Below are 23,558 nucleotides of genomic sequence, written 5' to 3'. Positions count from 1 at the left end.
CGTGGCCGCACACCCCGAAGAGTCCTCAAACGGAAACACTGCTTCCTGGCGCGATTCCGTGCCGGAAGCCAGCGCCACGGACCTGGAGAACCTGCTCGGCACCGGGGTCGGCGCCGCGCAGGAGCAGCTGGAGCGCAACGGCGGCTTCCTGCCGTTCGCCCTGGTGGTGCAGAACGACGGCGAAGTCCGGCTGATTGCCGTGACGCCGGCGGACGCGAGTGACGGATCGGACGCCGACTTTGACGCGGACGCCATGATCCGGGACCTCCACGAGCTGCTCCGGCAGCACAAGGACGAGTTCCGGGCCGCCGCCGTCGTCTGTGACATAACGCTGCTGGAGCAGGACTCGGACGCCATTCACGTGTCGGCCGAGCACCAGGACGGCTCCCTGTTCGCCGCGGTGCTGCCCTACGCCGCGAACGCCGCGACGCACGAACTCGAATTCGGCCAACTGGCCGCCGACACCAACGAGCCCGCCATCTGGGTGGACTAGACCGCCCTAAGGCTGGGATATGAAGATCAATGCGTTCGCCGATGTGAGCCTGCGGGCCCTGCTGGTGCTCGCGGCCGCGCCGGACGGCGAGCTCGTGACAACCCAAAGCATCGCCGACGCCGTCGGCACGCCGTACAACCACGTCAGCAAGGCGATGGCGAAGCTGCGCACCCTGGGCATGATCGACGTCGAACGCGGCCGCAACGGCGGCTCCAGGCTGAGCACCGCCGGCCGGACCGCCACGGTGGGCCAGTTGCTGCGGCAGCTCGACACCCGCCTGGACCCGGCGGACTGCATGGCGACCGGCCGGACCTGCCCGCTCATCACCGAATGCCGCCTCCGGGCCGCGCTTGCCCGGGCCCGCGAGGCGTTTTACCGCGAACTCGACGGGATCGAGATCGCCTCGCTGCCGACCGCCCGGCAGATGGCACCGGTCTTTGAGGCGATCGGAATGCGCCCAGGACTCTAGCCCCGCCCTCTGCCCCGCCTTCACTGCCTCCGACGCCGGCACCCAAGGCGCCCTGCGCCGGGCCCGTCCCGGCCTCCACGCCAGGCCGGGTTCGCACGCCCTTCACGTCCGCATTCCATGGCCGGATTTGCCTCAGTTTTCTACAACGTGTAGAACTTAGGTGTAAATACTCGTATTTTAAATGACAGTATTTGCATCGCGGTCCGGTTGAAGACCCCGGGCCACTACCTCAGGAGTCAGCATGCTCTCGGACAAGTCCTTCCCGGTCATCGAGGCCACCCTGCCGCTGGTCGGTTCCCGGATCGGCGAGATCACCCCCAAGTTCTACGCCCGCCTCTTCGCCGCCCACCCCGAACTGCTGGACGGGCTCTTCAGCCGCTCCAACCAGGGCAACGGCAACCAGCAGCAGGCCCTGGCCGGAAGCATCGCCGCTTTCGCGAGCCACCTCGTGACCAACCCGGGCACTCTGCCGGAAACCGTACTGTCCCGCATCGCGCACCGCCACGCTTCCCTCGGCATCACCGAGCCGCAGTACCAGGTGGTCTACGAGCACCTCTTCGCCGCCATCGCCGACGATCTGGCACTCGTCATCACCCCGCAAATCGCCGAAGCATGGACCGAAGTTTACTGGCTCATGGCCGACGCTCTCATCAAGCTCGAGAAGGGCCTCTACGCAGCCCAGGCCAACGGCAAGATGTGGACCCCCTGGAAGGTTGCCGCCAAGACCCCCGCCGGCACCGGCTCCATGACCTTCACCCTGGAACCGGCCGACGACACCCCCATCACCGAGGCCCTCGCCGGGCAGTACGTCAGCGTCAAAGTCACCCTGCCGGACGGCCTGCGCCAGGTCCGCCAGTATTCCCTCTCCGGCGACGCCGGCACCAGCCGCAGCTTCACCACCAAGCTCGACGACGGTGGCGAGGTCTCCCCCGTGCTGCACAACAACGTGCAGGTCGGCGACATCATCGAGATCTCCAACCCATACGGCGAAATCACGCTCAAGGACGGCGACGGTCCCGTGGTCCTGGCCTCGGCCGGCATTGGCTGCACGCCCACGGCGTCCATTCTGCGCTCCCTCGCCGAGTCCGGCTCGGACCGCCAGGTCCTGGTCCTGCACGCCGAAAGCACGCTGGACAGCTGGGCGCTGCGCTCCCAGATGACCGACGACGTCGAACGCCTCGACGGAGCCGACCTTCAGCTCTGGCTCGAGCAGCCGGCGGCCGGGGCCAAGAGCGGTTTCATGTCCCTGCGCGAAGTGGATCTGCCCGCCAACGCCTCGCTGTACCTGTGCGGTCCGCTGCCGTTCATGAAAAACATCCGCAACGAGGCCATCAACGCCGGCATCCCGGCCACGAAGGTCCACTACGAGGTCTTCGGCCCGGACATCTGGCTGGCCAGCTAAACAGTCATCCATTGCTCCGCAACGGCCCTTATGACGCGTCATAAGGGCCGTTGTGGAGCAATCGATGACAGCACGAGGGCGCCGCTCCGCGGTCAGAGACGGTTCTGGACTAACCCGGTGCTTCCTGACCTCACACGCCCGTAACGGCGGCCCGGTTCCCGACCTCCAGCCAGCCCGCGCCGCCCGGGAACTCCCACCGGGAGCGGGACGTGCTGAGCATTTCGGCGCCGGTGCCTGGCAGCCGCGGTGCGGCGTAGCGGCCGTTGACAACCCGGACCGGCTCGGCAAAGTGCTCGTGGAGATGGTCCACGTACTCGATCATGCGTCCATCCTGGCTGCCGCTGACGGCCGCGTAGTCGAAGAAGGAGAAGTGCTGGACGAGCTCGCACAGCCCCACCCCGCCGGCGTGCGGGCAGACCGGGACGTTGAAGCGGGCGGCGAGCAGGAGGTTCGCGATGTTTTCGTTCACGCCGCCCACCCGGGTGGCGTCCAGCTGGAGTACGTCGATGGCGCCGGCCTGCAGCAGCTGCTTGAAGACCATGCGGCTGGCGACGGCCTCGCCCGTGGCCACTCGCACGGGAGAAACGCCCTTGCGGATCTTCGCGTGGCCCAGGATGTCATCGGTGCTGGTGGGCTCCTCGATCCAATAGGGGTTGAACTCGCCGAGCTGCCTGACCCATTCGATGGCTTCAGAGACTTCCCAGCGCTGGTTGGCGTCGATGGCGATGGGCAGATCGCCGACGGCCTGCCGGGCCAGGGCCAGCCGGCGGCGGTCATCATTGATGTCGCCGCCCACCTTGAGCTTGATCATCGAAAAACCGTCGGCGGCCGCTTCCTTGCTGAGCCGGACCAGCTTCTCGTCGCTGTACCCGAGCCAGCCGGGCGACGTCGTGTACGCCGGATAACCCTCGGTCTTGAGGGCCGCGATGCGGCCGGCCTTGCCGTCCTCGCCCGCGTGCAGGATGTCCAATGCCTGCTCCGGGCTCAGTGCGTCCCGGATGTGGGTGAAGTCGACGACGTCGACAATCTCCTCGGCCGGCATCTCACTGAGCAGGAGCCAGAGCGGCTTGTTTTCGCGCCGTGCGCGGATGTCCCAGAGCGCGCTCACTAGCGCACCGCACGCCATCTGCGTTACGCCCTTTTCCGGGCCCAGCCAACGGAGCTGGGAGTCGTGGATGAGGCGCTTCGAGGCCCCGCCAAGGTCATAGATGAGTTCGTCGATGTCGCGGCCCAGCAGCAGCTTGGCGTAGCTATCGATCGCAAGCGTGAGGATCTCGTTGCCGCGGCCGCAGCTGAAGACGAAGCCGTGCCCCTCGTCGCCCGCATCAGTGCGGATGACGACGTAGGCGGCGGAGTAATCGGGGTCGACGTTGACTGCGTCAGAACCGTCCAGCTCGAGCGACGTGGGGAAGCGGACGTCCTGGGAGTGGATGGAAATGATGGAAGGCACGATGATCTTCTCTCTTCTACTTCAGCTGTAGCGGCTCGGTCTCGGACAAGTTTGCGAGGTAGGCAAAGAGAGCCCTGATCCCGAAGGTCCAAGGTTGCATTTGTTCCGTTTGCCCGGTCCGGTTGATGAGCGCACCAAGCAGGGGGCTGCTGATCGTGACGAGGTCGCCGTCCTTGTGGGTGAAGCCGAGGCCCTCCGTGTCCCGGTCCTGGGTGGGAGCGAACAGTGTCCCTGTGAAGAGCGCGAACCCGTCGGGGTACTGGTGGTGCCTGCCGTGCGCGGCCCGGATCAGTTCCTCGAAGGGGCGGCTGATGCGTGCCAGGCTGTTCCTGCCTTCCAGCCGGTAACCGTCCTCTCCATCCACCGTGAGCGTGATCTCTTCGGTCCGGAGGGAGTCCAGCGTGAAGCCGTCGTGGAACAGCCGGATGAACGGGCCGACGGCGCAGGAGGCGTTGTTGTCCTTTGCCATGCCGAGCAACAAAGCGCTGCGCCCCTCCACGTCCCGGAGGTTCACGTCATTGCCCAAAGTTGCGCCCCTGGCCCGGCCGGCAGAGTCGAGGATAAGCACCAGCTCGGGCTCCGGATTGTTCCAAGAGGAGAAGCTGGGAATGCCTATGCCGGTTCCATACCCAACAGAGGACAGAACCGGGGCTTTCGTGAACACCTCAGGGTCCGGCCCGAGACCCACTTCAAGATACTGTGACCACATCCCTTGGGCCGTCAGTACTTTCTTGGCCTCCTGCGCCTGGTCGGATCCGGGCCGAAGGGAGCGCAGGCTGCCGCCGAGGACGTCGGCGACAGTGTTCCGGACCTCTGCGGCCCGATTGAAATCACCGCCGCACCGCTCTTCGATGACCCTTTCGATCATGCTCTCAACAAAGGTCACTCCGCAGGCCTTGACCACCTGAAGATCGATCGGGGCCAGCAGGTGGGGCCTGCTGCGGTCCTGCTGGACGGACGCTTCCACGACTTCGGCGAGCGTCCAGCGCGGAGTGCCCGCGGCACGCAGCACCCTGTTTGCCGGGTCCTCATGTTCCATGAGTTCAGCGACCGTACGGACCTCGGGCGTCAGATCGTAAACCTCTTCGCCCCGGACATGAACCACCCGGGGGCCTTGAGTGGCCGGGTCCCAGACCCGGCCGATGAGGATCGCGTCCTCCGCGTCGACGGGAAGGATTTGCTGCGGCGTCGTCGTCTGGCTCATTTGCTTGCCTCCCCTGCAGCAGCGGACTCCCAGGCGCCGTCAACCCGGCGGCGGATCCGCCACGGATTGTCATCCCGCAGCGGTTCGGGCAACTGCGAGGACGGAAAGGAGTCGTACGCAACGGGCCGCATGAACCGGCCGATCGCTGCCGTGCCGACCGACGTTGTGGTGGCCGTGGTCGCGGGGTAGGGGCCGCCGTGGTGTTGCGCGTACGATACGGTCACTCCGGTGGGCCAGGCGTTCCAGAGCAGGCGCCCTGACCGTTCACGCAGTACAGAGAGCAACTCATTGACGTCCTCTTCGGGCTCCGCCTGGACGGTGGCCGTCAGCTGCCCGTCCAGCAAGGCTGCGATGCCGGCCAGGTCCGTCCCGGGGGTGTAACGGATGAGCAGGGTCGCCGGGCCGAACATCTCCTGCTCCAGAATTTCGGGCCGCTGCCGGACTTCCTCCGCTGTGGTCACAAGTACAGTGGGCCGGGGCGCCTCGGAATCATCCCCGGCGACCAGCACATCAACCCCCGGGGTCGAGCGCACGGTATTGAGCGCCTTGTCGAATCCCTCGCGCAGCCTCGGGCTGAGCAACGGGCTGGCTTGCTTGGTTCTGAGCTCCCGGTGGAGGACCTCCGCGATGTCGTCGGCGGCATCGACCGGGGCGAAGAGCAGGCCGGGCTTTGTGCAGAACTGGCCCATGCCCATGGTGAACGATGCCGCGTAACCCGTAAGGATCTGCTCGCGCCTCGCGCTCCACGCCGCCTCGGTGACAAAGACCGGATTGATGCTGCCCAGTTCGCCGTAAAAGGGGATGGGACTGGGGCGCCGGGAGGCCCGGTCGAAAAGCGCACGGCCGCCGGCGGTTGAGCCCGTAAATCCAATGGCCTTCACCAGCGGGTGGTCCACCAGCGTCTCCGCCGCCTGGCGGCCGACGACGGTCGAGAAAAGCCCCGCCGGCGCCCCGGCCTTCACGAGGGCTTCCTCAACGACGGCCCCGGTCCGAAGAGCCAGCTGGAGGTGCCCCTCATGCACCTTGTGCACCACTGCACATCCCGCCGCAAGCGCCGAGGCGCTGTCTCCGCCCATCACACTGAAAGCGAAGGGGAAGTTGGAGGCGCCAAAAACGCCCACGACGCCGAGGGGTACGGAGACGCGCCGGATGTCAGGCCTCGGGCCCATACCCCAGGACGGATCTGCGTGGTCGATGGTGGCGCCCAGGTGTTCGCCCTGGATGATTTCCTCCATGAACAGCCGAAGTTGGAACACGGACCGCCGCAGCTCGAAACGGAGGCGGCCCTCGTCAAGATGGGTCTCCTGCTGCCCCAGGGCCACCAGCTCATCGGCGTTGGCTTCCAGGGCAGAGGCAATTTCTGCCAACCAGTCCGCGCGCTGCCGCGGGGAGACCTCTTTGGCCTGCTCATAGGCATTGTGCGCGGCGACGATCTGGTCGTTGGCCTGCTCGAGTGTTGTGGTCATGGCTCTGTTCCTTCCGGGGGCCTGCGGCCCGTAGGTTGTCTGCTCCGCACTGGATGTCACGCTGCCGCATGAACGGTTGCGGCGGCGACTTTCGTTCACTGTGCGAAATTTCGAACTTGGGTTGTATTATGGATTTTCGGCCCTGGAAGATCCGGAGCCTAGAAAGAGGGTTTTGCTGTGGCACGTCTGACTCCCGCTGTCCTTCGGAGTCTCGATGTTTTGGAACTTTTTCTGGATGCCCGCCACGGGTTGACGGCTCCGGAAGTCGTCCAGCGGACCGGCCTTCCGCGGACCACCGTCCACGAGCTCCTCACGACGCTGGCCGAGCGGAGGTACCTCCGACGGGACGACATCACCGCCACCTACCATCTGGGGCTTAGCGTGTTCCGGCTCGGCAACGCCTTCGCCGAGCGGCTTGACCTGCATTCCGTTGGCCTGCGGGTCGCGGAGTCGGTCGCCCGGCAGTGCGACGAAACGGTGCATGTCGGGATTCTTGAAGGACCCGACGTCGTCTACGTCTGCAAAGTCGACAGCACCCAGTCCGTGCGGATGGTCTCCCGGATGGGCGGGCGGGTTCCGGCCAGTTGCACCGCCGTAGGCAAAGCGCTCCTGGCGCATCTGCCGGAGGCCGAACGCAGCCGACTCCTGCGGAAGGGACTGGCCAAGCTGACTCCCCGCAGCATTACGGAGCCGCATGTGCTGGCGAATCAACTCGACCAGATCCGTGCCAGCGGCGTGGCCTTTGAAGCGGGCGAGTCCAACCCGGACGTCTCCTGTGTGGCCGCTCCCATCCGGGACCACACGGGAGCGGTGGTGGCCGCACTCAGCATCTCGGTCCCGGATATGCGCTGGAACCAGCGTTCCCCGGCAGAGTGGGGCGCCTTTGCCTCGGAGGGCGCGGAACAGCTCAGCGCGGAGCTTGGTTACCTCTGACCTGGATGGGCCGGGACCGCGACGGCGGTGCGCGGCACCGGAGTCAGTCCACAAACGAGACATGGTCCCGGCTCACGCCAGCGGTCGTCTTCACGCCCAGCAACTGCATGGACCTGACGTACTGGCCGCGAAGGATCTCCAGCGCGCGGGACACTCCTCGTTCCCCTCCGGCCATCAGGCCGTACAGGTATGCCCGGCCGACCATTGCCGCGTCGGCGCCGAGCCCGACGGCCGCCAGGATGTCGCTTCCGGACATCACGCCGCTGTCGATCAGCACGACCGGACCGGAGCCGAGGCGCTCGCGGACGACGGGAAGAATCCGCAGTACCGTCGGTGAGCGGTCGAGCTGACGCCCCCCGTGATTGGACAGCACGACGCCGTCGCAGCCGAGCTCCACGACGCGCTCCGCGTCGGCCACGCTTTGGATGCCCTTGACCAGGAGCTTGTGGGGCCACACTGTGCGAAGCCAGGCGATGTCCTCAAAGGTGAGCCCCGGGTCGAAAATCTGATCCGCAACCTCCGCAGAGTTACCGGAGAATCCGCGGAGCGAGGCAAACTCGATCGGCGCAGTGGTCAGCTTGTCGAACCACCAGCTCGGGTGGGTCGCCATGTCGGCAAAGGTTCCGACGGACAGCGCCGGCGGAATGGTGAGCCCGTCCCGCAGTTCCCGGACCCTTGAGCCTCCGACCTGGGTGTCGACAGTCACCATGAGGGTGGTGTAGCCGCTCGCTATGACCCGGTCGACAAGTTCGACTGTTTTCGCCCGGTCTTTGGCGACATAGAGCTGGAACCAGTTGTTGCCGTCGGGTGCGGCCTCGGCAAGGTCTTCGACCGTCGTGGTCCCGACCGTAGACAGCGTGTACGGGACGTTGTAGCGGGCAGCCACCCTGGCCACGGCCTTTTCGCCGTCGTTGTGCATCATGCGGGTGTAACCCGTCGGTGCGAGCACGAGCGGGAAGGCCAACTGCTTGCCGAAGATCTCAGTGGTCGGATCAGGGCTCGAAACGTCGCGAAGAACCGAGGGTACGAACTCGATGTCCCGGAAAGCCTGGCGGCAGCGGGCGATCGTGATCTCCTCTTCGGCCGCACCGTCGGTGTAGTTAAACACCGCTCGCGGCGTGGTTTTTCTGGCCCCCTCGCGAAGGTCCGCAATGGTGAAGGCGCGGGCGAGCCTGCGCTCCACCGGGTCCAGCTCGAGCCTGCGGAACTGCAACAGTTCGCGCAGTTCAGACCATTTGGGTATTTGACGATCGTTCATTGGTGCAACTCCTTCGTTGTTCGAAATTTAGTTTAGCGTCCTACTGCTGGAACGATGCAACCATGACGCGGGTCACCGGGTTGGGGTCAAGCATCCCGTTTTGGGCGAGAATGGCACGCCTCTTGACGCGCCCCTGCCGACATCCCTAGACTTTCGGGTGATCCCAGTCACCATGACCTGATAGCAGTTTCGCCATCACTTCGATCAACGTTCGAAATTTAGAACACACAAGGTAGTGTGTCCACGAAAGGAATACGTCAATGACAGACGGTCCGGTTTCTCCCGTGCAGGCGGGTAAAAGAATTGTCCTGCGTTCGGCCCAGGATGTGACAGCACTGATCAACAGCGGTCAGCTGCGCACAGGCAAGTCCTTCGCCATCACCCTGATCGCGCTGGGCGGCATCTTCCTGGACGCGTACGACTTCACTTCGCTGGCCTTTGGGATGCCGTATATCGCCAAAGACTTCCATCTGACGCCCGCCATGCTGGCGGTTGTCTCCGCTTCGATCATGGTCGGCGCGCTGGTCGGATCCGTCGTCGGCGGATACTTCGTGGACAAGCTCGGACGCTTCAAGGTCTTCATGGCCGACATGGTGTTCTTTGTCGTGGCCGCCATTGCCTGCGCCCTGGCGCCGGACGTGTGGACCCTGATCATCGCCAGGTTCATCATGGGCGTGGGCATCGGCGTCGACTTCCCGGTGGCATTCAGCTTCCTCGCGGAATATGCGTCCAGCAAAAAGAAGGGCGGCACGGTCTCCCTGTGGCAGCCCATGTGGTACGTGGCCGTCGCGTCAACGTTTGCCCTGCTGATCCCCGTGTACTTCCTTTTCCAGTCCATGAACTGGGGCGAAAACCACATGTGGCGGATCGTCGTCGGCTTCGGCGCTGTACCGGCCCTCCTGATCATGGTCTTCCGCCAGAAGTATATGGCTGAATCGCCCTCCTGGGCCGCGCAGAACCTCGGACTCCACGAAGCCGCAAAGATCCTCAAAAAGACCTACGGGGTGGACGCCGAAGTTGCTCCTGACGCTGTCGACCCCCGCGCAGAGCGCAAGCAGTTCAAAATGACGATGACCGCGGCATGGGGCAAGCTCGTCAGCAAGCAGTACCGTGCACGCACGGTCCTCGCCGGCGTCATCAACGCGGGCCAGGCCATGGAGTACTACGCCGTCGGCTTCTTCGTCGGGCAAATCGTGCTGGCGATGCTGCACACCCAGAACGTCATGACGAACATTATTTCCTCCCTGATCCTCAACCTTTGCTTCGGCGTCACCGGTGGCTTCCTGGGAGCGAAACTGTCCGGCAAGATTGGGCCCCGCAAACTGTCGCTGTACGGATTCTGCGGCACCTTCCTCTGCATGGTCATCGCCGGCAACCTCAGCAATGTCGAGGGAATCTGGTCATGGGTCGGAGCCATCGTCATTGGCCTGCTCATCTTTTGTCACGCCGCCGGCCCCGGCGCCCAAGGCATGACCATGGCCACCATGTCCTACCCGACGTCGCTCCGGGGCGCCGGAACAGGCTTCACTCAGATCGGCATCCGCCTCGGCGCCATTGCTGGACTCGTGTTCTGGCCGCTCGCCACCGCCGCGTGGGGCACCCGGGCGCTGCTCGTCCTCGCAGTCGTCCCGGCAATTGCCATCGTGGTCATCCTCGTCAACAAATGGGATCCGCACGGCCGGGACGTTGACGCCGAAGACTACGAGACGGAGCTGGCCCCCGCGCTGGCCAAGTCCTGACGTGACACTCAAGAGCAAGGAAAACACCACACCATGAGCGTCATCAAGGGCGTAATGCCAGTAGCACCCACCATATTCACCGACAATGAAGAACTGGACCTCGAAGGCCAGCGCCGGGTGGTGGACTACCTGGTGGACGGAGGGTCCGACGCTGTCTGCATCCTCGCCAACTACTCCGAACAGTTTTCCCTGACGGACCAGGAGCGCGAGCTCGTCCTGGCCGCGACCCTGGACCAGGCCGCCGGCAGGCTCCCCGTGTGCGTGACGACCAGCCACTTCAGCGCCCGGATAGCCCGTAAGCGCAACCTGCGGGCCCAGGAAATGGGCGCCTCCCTTCTCATGCTCATGCCGCCGTTCTTCGGCGCCACGATGAAGGTTGACGACGAGGCGATCGTGGAGTACTTCCGGCGCGTGTCCGACGGCGTGGAGATCGACATCATGATCCAGGATGCGCCGATGAGCCCAACGGTGCTGTCCGTACCGTTGCTGGCACGCTTGGCCCGGGAAATCCCCCAGGTCAAGTACGTCAAAGTCGAAATGCCCCAGTCTGCGGACAAACTGCGCGCCCTGATAGCGGCAGCGGGCAATGACCTGCCCGGACCTTTCGACGGAGAGGAAGCAATCACCCTCATCCCGGACCTTGAGGCCGGAGCCCAGGGCACCATGAGCAGCTGCATGGTGCCGGATGAGCTGGGCCAGATCGTCAGGGATTTCCATGCCGGACGGCGGGACGAAGCGGTTCGTCACTGGGAAGACCTGCTCCCCTTCATCCACTTCGAAAACCGGCAGTGCGGGCTGCGGGCGACAAAAGTGCTGATGAAGGAGGGCAACATCATCGGCAGCGACAAAACCAGGGCACCAATCGGGGAGCTTCATCCGGACACGCGTTCCCAGCTCATCGAACTGGCGAAACGCCATGATCCGCTGGTCCTCCGCTGGGCTTAAAAGATGAGGGCCGGGACCAGCGTGCCACAGCGAGCCATCCTGCTGATCCCGGCCTTCGATAGTCCCACCGGTGCCGCCGGCTGACCTCGAAATTCACGTAGCAGAACCCAAACAAGGACAATTCACATGCAGCTCATGCGGCTCGGCGAGCCCGGTCAGGAAATTCCGGTTGTCACGCAGCACGGAAAGTACTTTGACCTGCGCTCGGTGACAACCGATATCGACGGCGCCTTCCTCGCCGCAGACGGGATAGCCAGAGCCCGAAGGGCGCTGAATGCCGGGCTGCCGGAGCTGGCCGGCGCCAACGCCATGCGCGTCGGGGCCCCTGTCGCAAAACCGGGGGCTGTGCTCTGCATCGGTCAGAACTACGCTGCGCACGCCGCAGAATCGGGCGATGCTGCCCCCTCCGTCCCGATCCTCTTCTTCAAGCACCCCAACACCGTCATCGGTGCCTACGACGAAGTCGTGATCCCGAAAGGAGCGGACAAAGTGGATTGGGAGGTGGAGCTCGCCGTCATCATCGGAAAAGAAGCCTCCTACCTCGCTTCCCCTGAGGAGGCGCTGGAGTACGTGGCCGGCTACGCGGTGAGCAATGATGTCTCCGAGCGCAGCTACCAGGTGGAACACTCCGGGGGCCAGTGGTCCAAAGGCAAGTGCTGTGCAACGTTCAACCCCCTGGGCCCGGCCCTGGTGCCCGCGGACGAAGTGGGAGATCCACAGCAACTCTCGCTCCGTTCCACCGTCAACGGCGAGACGCGGCAGGATTCCAACACCTCGGACATGCTCTTTTCCGTGGCCCACATCATCTGGCACCTGTCTCAATATTTGGTGCTTGATCCCGGCGACGTCATCAACACCGGCACACCAGAGGGAGTGGCGCTCTCCGGGAAATTCCCCTACCTTCGTGACGGCGACCGGATGGAGCTCTCCATTGAAAAGCTGGGCAGGCAAGAACAGAAACTGGCCCACTTCCGGAGGTAGGAAATCCGGCCGCGGCACCGGCTCCCAGCTCTCCGGCCTCTGGTTTATCGCCGGCCCGCTCAACCCGTCCCACCATTTCAAGGATTACTCGTGGATTTCAGCTCAAAAGGGTCTTGGTCTGCATCAAACATGGCCTGCCGCTGCCCCGGCGCCGTCAACGGCCCCCGGTCCGCCTCCGCGGCGTGACCACGCCGGAGGCAGCCGTTCCGGCACCAGCACCGGAACGGAATAGAACCCGCGGATGTGGCCCAGCGACTATCGGGGGTGGGCCACATCCGCGGACACCCTCCGTCCGCCGCCGCCGCGGGCACTGGCTGAGTTGGCAGAGGACTCCCGCTCGATCGATGCGCGGCCGAGGCGTGCTACGGCCGTGGGCGCCAAAAAGCAGAATTCCGGTGTTGTGGTCCTCGCCCCCTGTCTCTAGATTGAGGACATGGTAGCCGAGGAGTTAGCGGACGATTTCGAGCAGCTCATCAACCTGATAGCCGGCAGTGCGGACATCAAGTCCGTCCTGGACGGCATGACCGCTTTCGCGGCCGCCTCGATGACCAGCGCCACCGGCGTGAACATCGAATGCGCGGTGACATTGCGCAGGCACAAGCGCGCCGCAACCATTGGGGGCAGCAGCGACAGAGCCGTCGTGTTGGACAGAATCGAGCAGGCCCTGGGCGACGGGCCATGCGTAGATGCTTTGGAAGGGGGCGTGCCGGTCCTGCTCGGTGATGTCTCCTCCGATCCGCGCTGGCCCGAGTACCGCACCGCGCTCACCGCCGCCGGTATCAGCAGCGCGCTGGGTATCCCCATGAGCACGGACGACAGCTGGGGAGCGGTCCTGAACTTCTTCTCCCCGGTCCCCGGGGCGTTCACCGGGGAGGTGGTTGCCGGTGCCGCGCTCTTCGCCGAGATGGCCAGCAAGGCCCTGCGACTTGCCATCAAGATCGCCGCCGCGGAGCAGCGCGGCCATGATCTCAAAGCCGCCATGGAAAACAGATCCGTCATAGATCTGGCCTGCGGGGTGATCATGGCGCAAAACCGCTGCAGCAAGGACGAGGCCTTTGAATTCCTCACCCGCGCCTCCAATGACAGGAACCAAAAGCTTTACGTCATCGCACAATCCATAGTGGACCGCGCCGCAGGGCCGCCGCAGAAGGCCCCCGGCTTCGACGCCTAGACCTGTTTAAGCCCAAATCCGGCGGGTCCACGACGTGCCGGCCATTTGAGGAGAGTTGTTAGCATTGAGCGAACACTTTGATGTCGTGTGTCTCGGCGGCGGCCCGGGCGGCTACGTCGCGGCCATCCGCGCCGCTCAGCTCGGTTTGTCCGTGGCTGTCGTGGAAGAGAAATACTGGGGCGGTGTCTGCCTGAACATTGGTTGCATCCCCTCCAAGGCTTTGCTGCGCAACGCAGAACTCGCCCACATTTTCCACACCCAAGCGAAAACATTCGGAATCTCCGGGGACGTCACCTTCGACTTCGGCGCGGCCGTCGACCGCAGCCGCGAAGTCGCCGATGGACGGGTCAAGGGCGTGCACTTCCTGATGAAGAAGAACACGATCTCCGAATACGACGGGCGCGGCTCCTTCATCGACGGACACACCCTTGCGGTGGCCCTCAACTCCGGCGAAACGACAACCATTACCTTCGAGAACGCCATCATCGCCACCGGGTCGACCGTGCGGCTGCTGCCCGGAGTCGAACTCAGCGACAACGTCGTCACCTACGAGCGCCAAATCTTGGACCGCACCTTGCCCCGGTCGATCGTGATTGTCGGGGCCGGCGCCATCGGGATGGAATTCGCGTACGTCCTACGCAACTACGGGGTGGAAGTAACCATCATCGAATTTCTCGACCGCGCCCTTCCCAACGAAGACTCGGACATCTCCAAGGACATCGCCAAACAGTACAAGAGGCTGGGAGTGAAGATCCTCACCTCGACAAAGGTCGAAAAAGTGACCGATCACGGTTCCGCCGTCACCGTCACCTACACCGGAAGCAGCGGCGCCCCCGGAAGCATCGAAGCGGACCGCGTACTGATGTCGATCGGATTCGCGCCAATGACCACCGGCTTCGGCCTGGAAAACACGGGCGTGGAGCTCACGGACCGCGGGGCGGTCGCGATTGATGACTTTATGCGCACTAACATCACGCACATCTACGCAATCGGCGACGTGACAGCCAAACTCCAACTCGCTCACGTCGCCGAAGCGCAGGGCGTCGTCGCGGCAGAGACCATCGCCGGAGCTGAAACCATGACCATCGGTGATTACCGGATGATGCCGCGGGCCACATTTTGCCAGCCACAGGTTGCCAGCTTCGGCCTGACCGAACAACAGGCACGCGAGGAGGGCCACGACGTCACGATCAGCACCTTCCCATTCAGCGCCAATGGCAAAGCTCATGGCCTCGGCGACACCACGGGATTCGTCAAACTCGTCGCCGATGCCGAACACGGCGAACTGCTCGGCGCACACCTCATCGGACCCGATGTCTCCGAACTGCTGCCAGAACTGACCCTTGCCCAGAAATGGGACCTGACAGCCACCGAACTCGCACGCAACATCCATACACACCCGACCCTTAGCGAGGCCTTGCAGGAGTGCTTCCACGGACTCACCGGGCACATGATCAACTTCTAAACCGCATCGGAACCTTCATTACCGATCTCGGCCCGATCCCAGCCGTGCGGCCAGACTCGACGTCTGCCAGCTATGTGACGACGGCGGCCCCGCATCTTGGGGAAGATGCGGGGCCGCCGTCGCTATTGCACTGTTATAGGTGCTGTTGTGCCGGCTGCTACTGCTCGGCAGCCATGCGCTCCTTCAGTCCTGCGAGTTCAGCGCGCAGCGCCTCAGGCAGCGAGCTGCCGAAGTTGGCGAACCAGTCTTCGATCGAGGCCAGCTCGGTGGTCCACTCCGCGGGGTCGACACGGACGGCCTCTTCAACCTGGGCCGGGGTCATGTCCAGGCCCTTGAGGTCGATCGCATCAGCGGTGGGGACGAACCCGATGGGGGTCTCCACGGCGTCGGCCTTGCCCTCGAGGCGTTCGATGGCCCACTTCAGGACCCGGGCGTTGTCACCAAATCCGGGCCAGGCGAATCCGCCCTCGGAATTGCGGCGGAACCAGTTGACCAGGAAGATCTTGGGCAGCCGGTTCTGTCCAAGGGAGTTGGCCTTGGCGGACAAGTTGACCCAGTGGTTCAGGTAATCGCCTGCGTCGTAGCCGATGAAGGGCAGCATGGCCATCGGATCCCGGCGGACAACGCCGACGGCGCCGGCTGCGGCTGCGGTGGTCTCGGAGGACAGGGTGGAACCCATGAATATGCCGTTGGACCAGCTGCGCGCTTCGGTGACCAGCGGGATGGTGGTCTTGCGGCGGCCGCCGAAGAGGATCGCTGAAAGCTCGACGCCGTCCGGGTTGTAGTACTCCTCGGCGAGCATGTCGATCTGGTCGATCGGCGTGCAGAAGCGGGAGTTCGGGTGGGCGGCGGGCTTGTCCGAATCCGGCGTCCAGGAGTTGCCCTGCCAGTCGGTGAGGTGCGCGGGCACTTCCTCGGTCATGCCCTCCCACCACACGCCGCCGTCGTCGGTCAGCGCCACGTTGGTGAAGATGCTGTGGCCCTTGGCGATGGCGCGCATCGCGTTGGGGTTGGTGCCCCAGCCGGTGCCCGGAGCGACCCCGAAGAGTCCGGCCTCGGGGTTGACGGCGCGGAGCTCGCCTTCCTTGCCGAACCGCATCCAGGTGATGTCGTCACCGAGGGTCTCCACCTTCCAGCCCTCAATAGTGGGATCGAGCAACGCAAGGTTGGTCTTGCCGCAGGCCGAGGGGAAGGCGGCCGAGACGTAGTACGTCTTCTTCTCCGGCGAAGTCAGCTTCAGGATGAGCATGTGCTCGGCGAGCCAGCCTTCGTCGCGGGCCATCACCGAGGCGATGCGCAGGGCGAAGCACTTCTTGCCGAGCAGGGCGTTGCCGCCGTAGCCGGAGCCGAAGGACCAGATGGAGCGTTCCTCCGGGAAGTGGACAATCCACTTGTCCGGGTTGCAGGGCCACGGGACATCAGCCTGGCCGGGGGCCAGCGGGGCGCCCAGGGAGTGCAGTGCGGGGACGAAGAACGCGTTGGTCGCGGTGATCTTCTCGAGGACCTTGGTGCCGATAGTGGCCATGATGCGCATGGAGGCCACAACGTAGGCACTGTCGGTGATCTCGACGCCGAACTTGGGGTCCTCGGCGTCCAGGTGGCCCATGACGAACGGGATCACGTACATGGTGCGGCCGCGCATGGAGCCGGCGAACAGGCCGCGCAGCTTTTCCTTCATCTGCGCCGGGGCCATCCAGTTGTTGGTGAAGCCGGCGTCGTGTTCCTTCTCGGAGCAGATGAAGGTCTGCTCCTCGACGCGGGCCACGTCAGCGGGGTCGGAGAACGCCGCGAAGGATTTGGGGAACAGTTCCTCGTTGAGCCGGGTCAGGGTGCCTGCGGCTACGAGCTCGTCGGTGAGCCGAGTGTTTTCCTCGTCCGACCCGTTAACCCAGTAGATCCGGTCCGGCTGGGTAAGTTCAGCCACCTCTTCTACCCATGCCAGCAGACCGGCATGTGTGGTGGGTGCTTTTTCAAGCAACGGCAGTCGCGCCAGATCTCCCATTACGGTTCCCTTCCTCGGGTTCAGTGGTGTGCCTAAATGCTAGGGCGAGCCGGGGGTCCGATTTCTGGCCCGGACATGGGATGACTTGGGTGGTGTAAATCAAAAACCGCGGAAATTCAAGGAACTTGCCGGCCGAAACTGCCCCTTTTTGTGACTAAGGTCACGTAGACCGGTCTAGTCGGCTAAATTACACCCCCCTCGATTTGTAACTGGGCGCGGCCTCGCGTAAAGTAATTCGAGGTTCGGGGAGCGAGAAGTTCTCCAGAGCCGAGAATGCGCCCATAGCTCAGCTGGATAGAGCGTCTGTCTACGGAACAGAAGGTCAGGGGTTCGAATCCCTTTGGGCGCACAGAAGAAAAAGATCCGCCCCGGTTCGCCGGGGCGGATCTTTTGCTTAAGCGCTTCGCGCACACGCGGGGGCAACCGCAGCCAGGGCAGCGGGGATCAGGCCGACGTCTGGGTAATGATGGTGCGGATCCCGTCGAAATGGGTGCTGAGCCGCTCGGCGGCGAGGGCCTTGTCCGCGGAGGCGACGGCCTCATAGATCCCCCGGTGCTGCGCGGCCGTTGCCACGAGGTCGACGGCGTACGGACCGCCAAGTTCGAGGTGGATCCTGCGGTAGACCTTCCAGAAGACATCCATCAGGCTGATCAGGAGATCGTTGTTCAGCGGCTCGAAAAGCCTGCGGTGGAACTCCGCGTCGGCCTCAATGAACGGCTCCCCGGCAGCGGCCAACGCCTCCATCCGGACTACGGATTCCTCCACGGCGGCCAGCTGTTCCGCGCTGATCCGATCCATGGCGGCGCCAACCAGGCCGGATTCGAGCGCCTGCCGGACCTCCACGAGCTGCAGGGCCTCCTGGCCGTGATGGCGCAGCGACAGCCGGGCCCGGAACGTGAGCCCGTCGGTCAGGGCTTCGAAATTGCTGGGCGCCACGAACATGCCGAAGCCGTGGCGGATTTCAATCACCCCCAGCGCCTGGAGGGCCTTCAGGGACTCCCGCAGCGTGTTGCGGCCAACTCCCAGGGCGGACGTGAGCTCGTTCTCCGTGGGCAACGGGTCCCCGGGCACAAGATCGCGCTCCAGTATCAGCTCCAGGATGTCGGACTGCAGCGCACGGAGCCGCGTCTGGGCACTGAATCTCGCCAGCGGTACTGTGCCGCTTTTTGCTGTGCCGCCTTTTGCTGTACTGCCTCTCACTGCGGCGCCCGTTGCAGTTGCGCCGGTTGTCATAGTGCCTATTGTCATGTTGCCTGCGGCCATGGCCGCCTCCTCCCCCAATATGGTCCCAACAGTAGCGACCGCGCCCGGTCCTGCAAAGGGCATTGCCCGGCACATTACACCGGAACCCGGCACCGGCAGGGCCCGGAGCGCCAGTCCGGATCCGGCCGTCGCCCCGGCGTAGGCTGTTGCCATGACGGCACAGCCTGAGCGGGAATTCGATGTCATTGTGATCGGCGCAGGCGCTGTGGGCGAGAATGTGGCGGACCGTGTGGTCCGGGGCGGCCTGACGGCGGTACTTATCGAGGCCGAACTGGTCGGCGGCGAGTGCTCGTACTGGGCCTGCATGCCGTCGAAGGCACTCCTGCGGCCGGGCACCGCGCTGCACGGCGCCCAGACCGTCCCCGGCGCCCAGGAAGCTGTCACCCGCACCTTGGATCCGGCAGCCGTCCTGAAGCGCCGGGACTATTTCACCTCGAATTGGCAGGACGACGGCCAGGTCAAGTGGGTGGAGGATACCGGGATCGAACTGATCCGCGGCCACGGCTGGATCACCGCACCGCGGCAGGTGGAGGTGGCAGGGCTGGACGGCAACAGCTACACGCTGACAGCCCGGCACGCCGTGGTGGTCGCCACGGGATCCACCCCCAACCAGCCGCCGGTAGAGGGGCTTCACGACGTCGAATACTGGACCACTAGGGAGGCGACCTCCGCCCGCACGGTTCCGGCGCGGCTTGCGATCCTCGGCGGCGGGGTTGCCGGCGTCGAACTCGCCCAGGCCTACGCCCGCCTTGGCGCCTCCGTGACCCTGGTGGCCCGCGGCAGCCTCTTGGGTGCTTTCCCGGAGCAGGCCGCCGAGCTGGTGGCGGCCGGGCTGCGCGCCGACGGCGTGGACCTTCGCCTGCACACCGGCACGCGGAGCGTGCGTGAGAACGACGACGGTTCCCTCACCGTTGTGCTCGACGGCGGCCCCCAAGGGGACCGCCCGGGCAGCACGGACGCGGGCTCCGCTGACGGTCCGGCCGCCGGCCCGGCCCACGGAAATACGGTCACGGCGGACAAGCTGCTTGTCACCACCGGACGGCACCCCTCCCTCGAAGGGCTCGGCCTGGACAGCGTCGGGCTCTCCGCGCCGGAGGGCAAGCCCCTCCGGATCACCACCGATTCCACCGGACTAGTCCACCGCGCAACTGATAACGAGGTGTCCGGCAGCCCGTGGCTCTACGCCGCCGGCGACGCCGCCGGACGAGCCTTGCTGACCCACCAGGGCAAGTACGGCGCCCGGGCCACCGGAGACGCCATCGCGGCCCGGGCCAAAGGCGAACTCACCGGCGAGCCGGCCCCGTGGACCCCCTTCGCCCAGACCGCCTATGACCACGCGGTGCCGAATGTGGTGTTCACCGACCCGGAGCTGGCGAATGTCGGCCGGACCTTGGCGCAGGCGGAAAAGGACGGTTTCCGGGCCTCCACCGTGGAGCTTCCCATCCAGGTGGCCGGCTCCTCCCTGCACGCCGAGCACTATGAAGGGTGGGCGCAGCTGGTCATCGATGAGGACCGCAAGGTGCTGCTGGGCGCCACGTTCGCCGGCCCGGATGTGGCTGAACTCCTGCACGCGGCCACTATTGCGGTGGTGGGGGAAGTGCCGCTGGACCGGCTGTGGCACGCCGTGCCCTCCTATCCCACCATCAGCGAGGTCTGGCTCCGCCTACTGGAGGAATACGGCCTCTGAAGCGGCCCAAGACGCATCCGGCACAGCAGCCCAGGCCGCGACCCGGTCTGCAGTTTCGGCCTGCCGCACGGGCTGCCGGCACGTCTCGTTCATCACCCCCGGACCATTCTATTTGAACTGACTGGTCAGTTCAGTTAGCCTTGAGGCAGACATCGTTTCTGCGAAAGGCCTGCTTTGCTCTGCGTACAACAGCTCTCCGTGACCGGCCGGAGGGATGACCTGCTGCCGCCCACCTCGTTGGAGGCCGCACGGGGTGAGCTCCTGCTCGTCGAGGGTGTGCGCCAGGATCAGCGGACGGCCCTGGCCCTGGCCCTCAGCGGACGCATGAGGCCCTCCTCCGGGATCGTGAACTGGGACGGAAACGCCCGGATCAAGGTGCTCCGGCAGGCCAGCACCGTGGTCGACTCCCCCGGCGTCAACGAGCCCGAACAGCACCTGAGCGTCCGCGACCTCGTCACGGAAGACCTGTCCCTGCTGCCGCGCCGCCGGCGGGGCATTCTGCGCAGCACGCCCTGGCTAAAGCTCAACAATTTCGAAGATATCGCCGGGCTGTGGACCGAGCAGCTGCCGGCCGGTCGGCGGACCGGGCTCCTCACGGCACTCGCCCTGGCCAATCCGGACACCGATCTCCTGGTGGTGGACTCCCCCGACCGGCACAGCGGCGATGCCGGCGACTGGCTTCCGCGGCTGCAGGAACTCGCGCAAGACGCCGGCCGGCCGCTCGCCGTCGTCGCCACCGTCACCCGCATCCCCGACGGCTGGACCGGGCCCGCCGCCGCGATCGGAAACGCCGTCCTGCGGGCCGAACCCCACACAGACGAGCTACCTGAAACCCCCGAAACCCTCCTACCTGAAACAGAGGACGCAAAGTGACTGTGCTGCGGCTGGCCCGCTCCGAGCTCAAACGCATGACCGGGGGTCTGCTGCCCAAGCTGACTATCCTGGCCCTGGCCCTGGTTCCCCTGCTCTACGGTGCCGTCTACCTCTACGCCAACTGGGATCCGTACGGCAAGCTGAACCAGATCGATGCTGCCCTGGTGGTCCAGGATTCCGGCGCGGAGTCTGCGGACGGCACACGGCTGGAGGCCGGCCGAAAGGTGGCCGAAAGCCTCGTGGACGGCCACGTCTTCAACTGGAAGACAGTCGCCAGCACGGAGGAAGCGGACCAGGGCGTCAGCAACGGCACCTATGCGTTCGCCCTGAAAATCCCAAAGGACTTCTCCGAAAACCTGGTCTCCCCCGGCAGCTTCGACGCCGCCAACCAGGCCATGCTCAATGTCACCACCAACGATGCCAACAACTACCTCCTGAGCACCATCGTGGACAAGCTGACCACCGCCGTGCACACGACGGTCGCCAAGGAGGTGGGCGAGGAAACCGCCAACAAACTCCTCACCGGGTTCGGCACCATCCACACGCAGATGCTCAAGGCCGCCGACGGCGCAGGCCAACTGGCCGACGGCGTCGCCCGGGTCCACGACGGCACTGTCACCCTGCACCGGGGCACGGGCGAACTCAAAGCCGGCGCCGCCGAGCTGTACAACGGCCAAGTCAAGCTGCGGGACGGCGCCAACTCGCTCAGCAACGGGGCCAGCCAGCTCAGCAGCGGCCTCACCCAGCTCAACAACAAGACGGCAGCGCTGCCCGCCGACGCACAAAAGCTGGCCGACGGCGCCGCCCAGGTGGCCGCGGGCAACGCCGCCCTCAACACCGCGCTTAACAACACAGTCCAGGCCATCCCCGGACAGCTCGCCGCCGCGGAACAGGCCGCGCAGCAAGCCGCCGCGCAAGGCCAGCGGAGCAGGGTGGTTGCCTCCACCGGCCGCCTGGTCGCCGCCGGCGTCCTGAGCCAGGAGCAGGCCGACAAGGTAGTGGCCGACGTCGACGCGACCGCCGCGCCGCCCGCTCCGCCCGCCGCGTCCACGGCGGCTTCTGCAGCCGCCGCCAAATTGCAGGCTGCCGCTGCCCAGGTGCAGAAGCTGGCGGACGGGTCCGCCGCCGTCAGCGACGGCGCCGCGCAACTGGCCGGCGCCGCGCCCGCCCTCAGCGACGCCGTCGGCAAGGCCTCGGCGGGGGCGGACCAGCTCGCCGGCGGTTCGGCGGCCCTCGCCGCCGGCGAGCAGAACGCCGTCGATGGCACCGGCAAGCTGGCGCAGGGTGCCCAGAAACTCGACGACGGCGCGGCGCAGCTGGAAAGCGGCGCCGCGACAGCCGCCGACGGGGCGGGAACGCTCGCCGCGGAACTCGCCCAGGGCGCCGGCAAGGTCCCCAACCCCGACGACGCCCAGAAGGACAGCCTCTCCAAGGTCATGGCCGACCCCGTCGCCGTCAGCAACGTCTCGCAGGCCAAGGCCGGGTCCTACGGCGCCGGGCTGGCACCGTTCTTCCTCACGCTGGCCCTGTGGATCGGCATCTTCATGCTGGTCCAGGCGATGCGCCCGGTCACCCAGCGCGCACTGGCCTCCAATGCACCGGCCTGGAAGATTGCGGCCGGCGGTTGGCTTCCGTTCCTGGCGGTGTCCGCCGTTCAGGCGAGCCTGCTGACCCTGGTGGTGGATGTGGGCCTCGGACTGGACCCCGCGCACCCCGTGCTGATGTGGTTCCTCATGCTGGCGGCCGCAATGGCGTTCAGCGCCATCATCCAGGGCGTGGTGGCGCTGCTGGGCTCGCCCGGCAAGCTCGTGGTGCTCATCCTGCTGGTGCTGCAGCTGGTCTCCTCGGGCGGCACGTTCCCGTGGCAGACCACGCCCGAGCCGCTGCATGTGGTGCACCAGGTCCTGCCAATGGGCTACGTGGTCAGCGGTATGCGGCACCTGATCTACGGCGCGGACCTGGCGATCATCCTGCCCACCATGCTGGGACTGGTTGGCTACACTTTGCTGGGACTGGCAATGTCCACGATTGCCGTCCGCAAGAACAAATACTGGACCCTCAAGACGCTGAAACCGGAGATCGCCGTATGACCACCAGCCACAGCGGCGGCAGCCCGGCAGGCTCCGGGGACGCTGAGAAAAAGCTCCGCCCCGCCCGCACGAACGCCACGAAGCAGAAACTGTTCGAGGCGTCCATGGAGCTGATCGGAGAGCGGGGCGCGGCGGGCGTGACGGTCGACGAGATCGCCACGGCGGCCGGCGTGTCCAAGGGAACGGTGTATTACAACTTTGGCAGCAAGTCGGACCTGATTGCCCAGCTGCTGCGCCACGGCGTGGACATCCTCATGGCACGGCTCCTGAGCGTCCGGGACGACTCCGCCGATCCCCTGGCCGCCATGGAGGAGATGATCGGCCAGGCCATGGACTTCATGGCCGAGTACCCGTCCTTCGCCCGGCTTTGGGTCAGCGAAAACTGGCGGACCCCCAGCGAATGGCAGGACACGTTCGCGGAGCTCCGCGGACGCCTGCTCGCGGTGATCGGCACCGCCATAGACGGTGTGGCCGCCGTCTATCCGGTGGACCCCGCCGTATCCCGGGGCAGCCTTGAGACGGCCATCTTTGGGGCCTGCTTCGTGGTGGGCCTGGACCGCCAGACGTACAACCCGGAGCGGACCAGGCAGCAAAGTGTGGCGGCAATTATGTCCTCCATGCGCGGCTACGTCGTGAAGCAGCCGCCCGCTCAGGCATGATTGTTCAC

The 23,558-nt window shown here is 65.5% G+C and carries 19 protein-coding genes and 1 tRNA gene; 14 read left to right on the top strand and 6 right to left on the bottom strand.

What is annotated here, in order from left to right; genetic code table 11:
- Nucleotide 1 precedes the first annotated feature (1 nt).
- The 3 genes from ACFVTM_RS18950 (at nucleotide 2) to ACFVTM_RS18940 (ending at nucleotide 2,364) form a co-directional block, all read left to right on the top strand.
- Nucleotides 2-493: a hypothetical protein gene (locus ACFVTM_RS18950; protein ID WP_390205458.1), complete on the top strand. Its 492-nt coding sequence runs from the start codon at nucleotides 2-4 to the stop codon at nucleotides 491-493.
- A 19-nt stretch (nucleotides 494-512) separates the two neighbouring features.
- Entirely contained in the window at nucleotides 513-962 is a 450-nt protein-coding gene (locus tag ACFVTM_RS18945; RefSeq protein ID WP_390205456.1) for an RrF2 family transcriptional regulator, read from the top strand.
- 241 nt (nucleotides 963-1,203) lie between these two features.
- Nucleotides 1,204-2,364, top strand: a complete 1,161-nt coding sequence (locus ACFVTM_RS18940) for a globin domain-containing protein (RefSeq protein ID WP_390205454.1) — start codon at nucleotides 1,204-1,206, stop codon at nucleotides 2,362-2,364.
- A 130-nt stretch (nucleotides 2,365-2,494) separates the two neighbouring features.
- On the opposite strand, the gene ACFVTM_RS18935 is transcribed toward ACFVTM_RS18940, so the two are convergent.
- Genes ACFVTM_RS18935 through ACFVTM_RS18925 form a run of 3 tightly spaced genes read right to left on the bottom strand, consistent with a single transcriptional unit; the run spans nucleotide 2,495 to nucleotide 6,484 of the window.
- Nucleotides 2,495-3,814: an enolase C-terminal domain-like protein gene (locus ACFVTM_RS18935; RefSeq protein WP_390205452.1), complete on the bottom strand. Its 1,320-nt coding sequence runs from the start codon at nucleotides 3,812-3,814 to the stop codon at nucleotides 2,495-2,497.
- Nucleotides 3,815-3,830: 16 nt separating this feature from the next.
- Complete coding sequence (locus tag ACFVTM_RS18930) at nucleotides 3,831-5,018, bottom strand: fumarylacetoacetate hydrolase family protein (RefSeq protein ID WP_390205450.1); 1,188 nt, start codon at nucleotides 5,016-5,018, stop codon at nucleotides 3,831-3,833.
- Nucleotides 5,015-6,484: an aldehyde dehydrogenase (NADP(+)) gene (locus ACFVTM_RS18925; RefSeq protein ID WP_390205449.1), complete on the bottom strand. Its 1,470-nt coding sequence runs from the start codon at nucleotides 6,482-6,484 to the stop codon at nucleotides 5,015-5,017. The genes ACFVTM_RS18930 and ACFVTM_RS18925 overlap by 4 nt, the downstream gene beginning before the upstream one ends.
- 177 nt (nucleotides 6,485-6,661) lie before the next feature.
- On the opposite strand from ACFVTM_RS18925, the gene ACFVTM_RS18920 reads away from it, so the two are divergent.
- The gene (locus ACFVTM_RS18920; RefSeq protein WP_390205448.1) at nucleotides 6,662-7,417 is read left to right on the top strand and encodes an IclR family transcriptional regulator; all 756 of its coding nucleotides are present in this window, start codon (nucleotides 6,662-6,664) and stop codon (nucleotides 7,415-7,417) included.
- Nucleotides 7,418-7,460: 43 nt separating this feature from the next.
- Here ACFVTM_RS18920 and ACFVTM_RS18915 read toward each other — a convergent pair whose 3' ends face one another.
- Nucleotides 7,461-8,675 carry an alpha-hydroxy acid oxidase gene (locus ACFVTM_RS18915; protein WP_390205447.1) on the bottom strand — a complete coding sequence of 405 codons (1,215 nt, stop codon included), beginning with the start codon at nucleotides 8,673-8,675 and terminating at the stop codon, nucleotides 7,461-7,463.
- A gap of 260 nt (nucleotides 8,676-8,935) precedes the next feature.
- On the opposite strand from ACFVTM_RS18915, the gene ACFVTM_RS18910 reads away from it, so the two are divergent.
- The 5 genes from ACFVTM_RS18910 to lpdA all read left to right on the top strand — a co-directional run bounded on the left by ACFVTM_RS18910 (nucleotide 8,936) and on the right by lpdA (nucleotide 14,976).
- Nucleotides 8,936-10,414, top strand: coding sequence for an MFS transporter (locus ACFVTM_RS18910; protein ID WP_390205445.1), 1,479 nt, complete (start codon nucleotides 8,936-8,938; stop codon nucleotides 10,412-10,414).
- 33 nt (nucleotides 10,415-10,447) lie between these two features.
- Nucleotides 10,448-11,359 (top strand): dihydrodipicolinate synthase family protein, encoded by a 912-nt coding sequence (locus ACFVTM_RS18905; protein ID WP_390205443.1) that lies wholly within the window; start codon nucleotides 10,448-10,450, stop codon nucleotides 11,357-11,359.
- A gap of 126 nt (nucleotides 11,360-11,485) precedes the next feature.
- The gene (locus ACFVTM_RS18900; protein ID WP_390205441.1) at nucleotides 11,486-12,340 is read left to right on the top strand and encodes a fumarylacetoacetate hydrolase family protein; all 855 of its coding nucleotides are present in this window, start codon (nucleotides 11,486-11,488) and stop codon (nucleotides 12,338-12,340) included.
- 433 nt (nucleotides 12,341-12,773) lie between these two features.
- Nucleotides 12,774-13,511, top strand: a complete 738-nt coding sequence (locus ACFVTM_RS18895; RefSeq protein ID WP_390205440.1) for an ANTAR domain-containing protein — start codon at nucleotides 12,774-12,776, stop codon at nucleotides 13,509-13,511.
- 64 nt (nucleotides 13,512-13,575) lie between these two features.
- The gene (lpdA, locus tag ACFVTM_RS18890) at nucleotides 13,576-14,976 is read left to right on the top strand and encodes a dihydrolipoyl dehydrogenase (RefSeq protein WP_390205439.1); all 1,401 of its coding nucleotides are present in this window, start codon (nucleotides 13,576-13,578) and stop codon (nucleotides 14,974-14,976) included.
- Nucleotides 14,977-15,133: 157 nt separating this feature from the next.
- Here the strand turns inward: lpdA and ACFVTM_RS18885 are convergent, their stop codons facing one another.
- Nucleotides 15,134-16,978: a phosphoenolpyruvate carboxykinase (GTP) gene (locus ACFVTM_RS18885; RefSeq protein WP_390205437.1), complete on the bottom strand. Its 1,845-nt coding sequence runs from the start codon at nucleotides 16,976-16,978 to the stop codon at nucleotides 15,134-15,136.
- A gap of 275 nt (nucleotides 16,979-17,253) precedes the next feature.
- Here ACFVTM_RS18885 and ACFVTM_RS18880 point away from each other — a divergent pair.
- Nucleotides 17,254-17,327: transfer RNA gene (locus ACFVTM_RS18880), tRNA-Arg, on the top strand.
- A gap of 95 nt (nucleotides 17,328-17,422) precedes the next feature.
- Here ACFVTM_RS18880 and ACFVTM_RS18875 read toward each other — a convergent pair.
- Nucleotides 17,423-18,178 carry a FadR/GntR family transcriptional regulator gene (locus ACFVTM_RS18875; protein ID WP_390205436.1) on the bottom strand — a complete coding sequence of 252 codons (756 nt, stop codon included), beginning with the start codon at nucleotides 18,176-18,178 and terminating at the stop codon, nucleotides 17,423-17,425.
- A 214-nt stretch (nucleotides 18,179-18,392) separates the two neighbouring features.
- Here ACFVTM_RS18875 and ACFVTM_RS18870 point away from each other — a divergent pair, with 214 nt between their 5' ends.
- The 4 genes from ACFVTM_RS18870 to ACFVTM_RS18855 all read left to right on the top strand — a co-directional run bounded on the left by ACFVTM_RS18870 (nucleotide 18,393) and on the right by ACFVTM_RS18855 (nucleotide 23,550).
- Entirely contained in the window at nucleotides 18,393-19,928 is a 1,536-nt protein-coding gene (locus tag ACFVTM_RS18870) for a dihydrolipoyl dehydrogenase family protein (RefSeq protein ID WP_390205434.1), read from the top strand.
- 174 nt (nucleotides 19,929-20,102) lie between these two features.
- Nucleotides 20,103-20,801: an ABC transporter ATP-binding protein gene (locus ACFVTM_RS18865; RefSeq protein ID WP_390205432.1), complete on the top strand. Its 699-nt coding sequence runs from the start codon at nucleotides 20,103-20,105 to the stop codon at nucleotides 20,799-20,801.
- On the top strand, nucleotides 20,798-22,891 hold the full coding sequence (locus tag ACFVTM_RS18860; protein ID WP_390205431.1) for a YhgE/Pip family protein: 2,094 nt from the start codon (nucleotides 20,798-20,800) through the stop codon (nucleotides 22,889-22,891). Before ACFVTM_RS18865 ends, ACFVTM_RS18860 begins: the two co-directional genes overlap by 4 nt.
- The gene (locus ACFVTM_RS18855) at nucleotides 22,888-23,550 is read left to right on the top strand and encodes a TetR/AcrR family transcriptional regulator (protein ID WP_390205429.1); all 663 of its coding nucleotides are present in this window, start codon (nucleotides 22,888-22,890) and stop codon (nucleotides 23,548-23,550) included. The genes ACFVTM_RS18860 and ACFVTM_RS18855 overlap by 4 nt, the downstream gene beginning before the upstream one ends.
- The last annotated feature ends 8 nt before the right edge of the window (nucleotides 23,551-23,558 follow it).

The organism is Arthrobacter sp. NPDC058130 (genome assembly GCF_042884475.1).
Lineage (GTDB): Bacteria > Actinomycetota > Actinomycetes > Actinomycetales > Micrococcaceae > Arthrobacter.
Note: the sequence above shows the minus strand (reverse complement) of the source record. Positions and strands in the feature narration are given on the sequence as shown.

Bases quoted from the DNA above. Each gene is read 5' to 3' on its own strand.
- ACFVTM_RS18945 (WP_390205456.1), top strand. From the start codon at position 513: ATGAAGATCAATGCGTTCGCCGATGTGAGCCTGCGGGCCCTGCTGGTG.
- ACFVTM_RS18940 (WP_390205454.1), top strand. From the start codon at position 1,204: ATGCTCTCGGACAAGTCCTTCCCGGTCATCGAGGCCACCCTGCCGCTG.
- ACFVTM_RS18930 (WP_390205450.1), bottom strand. From the start codon at position 5,018: ATGAGCCAGACGACGACGCCGCAGCAAATCCTTCCCGTCGACGCGGAG.
- ACFVTM_RS18925 (WP_390205449.1), bottom strand. From the start codon at position 6,484: ATGACCACAACACTCGAGCAGGCCAACGACCAGATCGTCGCCGCGCAC.
- ACFVTM_RS18915 (WP_390205447.1), bottom strand. From the start codon at position 8,675: ATGAACGATCGTCAAATACCCAAATGGTCTGAACTGCGCGAACTGTTG.
- ACFVTM_RS18910 (WP_390205445.1), top strand. From the start codon at position 8,936: ATGACAGACGGTCCGGTTTCTCCCGTGCAGGCGGGTAAAAGAATTGTC.
- ACFVTM_RS18905 (WP_390205443.1), top strand. From the start codon at position 10,448: ATGAGCGTCATCAAGGGCGTAATGCCAGTAGCACCCACCATATTCACC.
- ACFVTM_RS18900 (WP_390205441.1), top strand. From the start codon at position 11,486: ATGCAGCTCATGCGGCTCGGCGAGCCCGGTCAGGAAATTCCGGTTGTC.
- ACFVTM_RS18895 (WP_390205440.1), top strand. From the start codon at position 12,774: ATGGTAGCCGAGGAGTTAGCGGACGATTTCGAGCAGCTCATCAACCTG.
- ACFVTM_RS18885 (WP_390205437.1), bottom strand. From the start codon at position 16,978: ATGGGAGATCTGGCGCGACTGCCGTTGCTTGAAAAAGCACCCACCACA.
- ACFVTM_RS18870 (WP_390205434.1), top strand. From the start codon at position 18,393: ATGACGGCACAGCCTGAGCGGGAATTCGATGTCATTGTGATCGGCGCA.
- ACFVTM_RS18855 (WP_390205429.1), top strand. From the start codon at position 22,888: ATGACCACCAGCCACAGCGGCGGCAGCCCGGCAGGCTCCGGGGACGCT.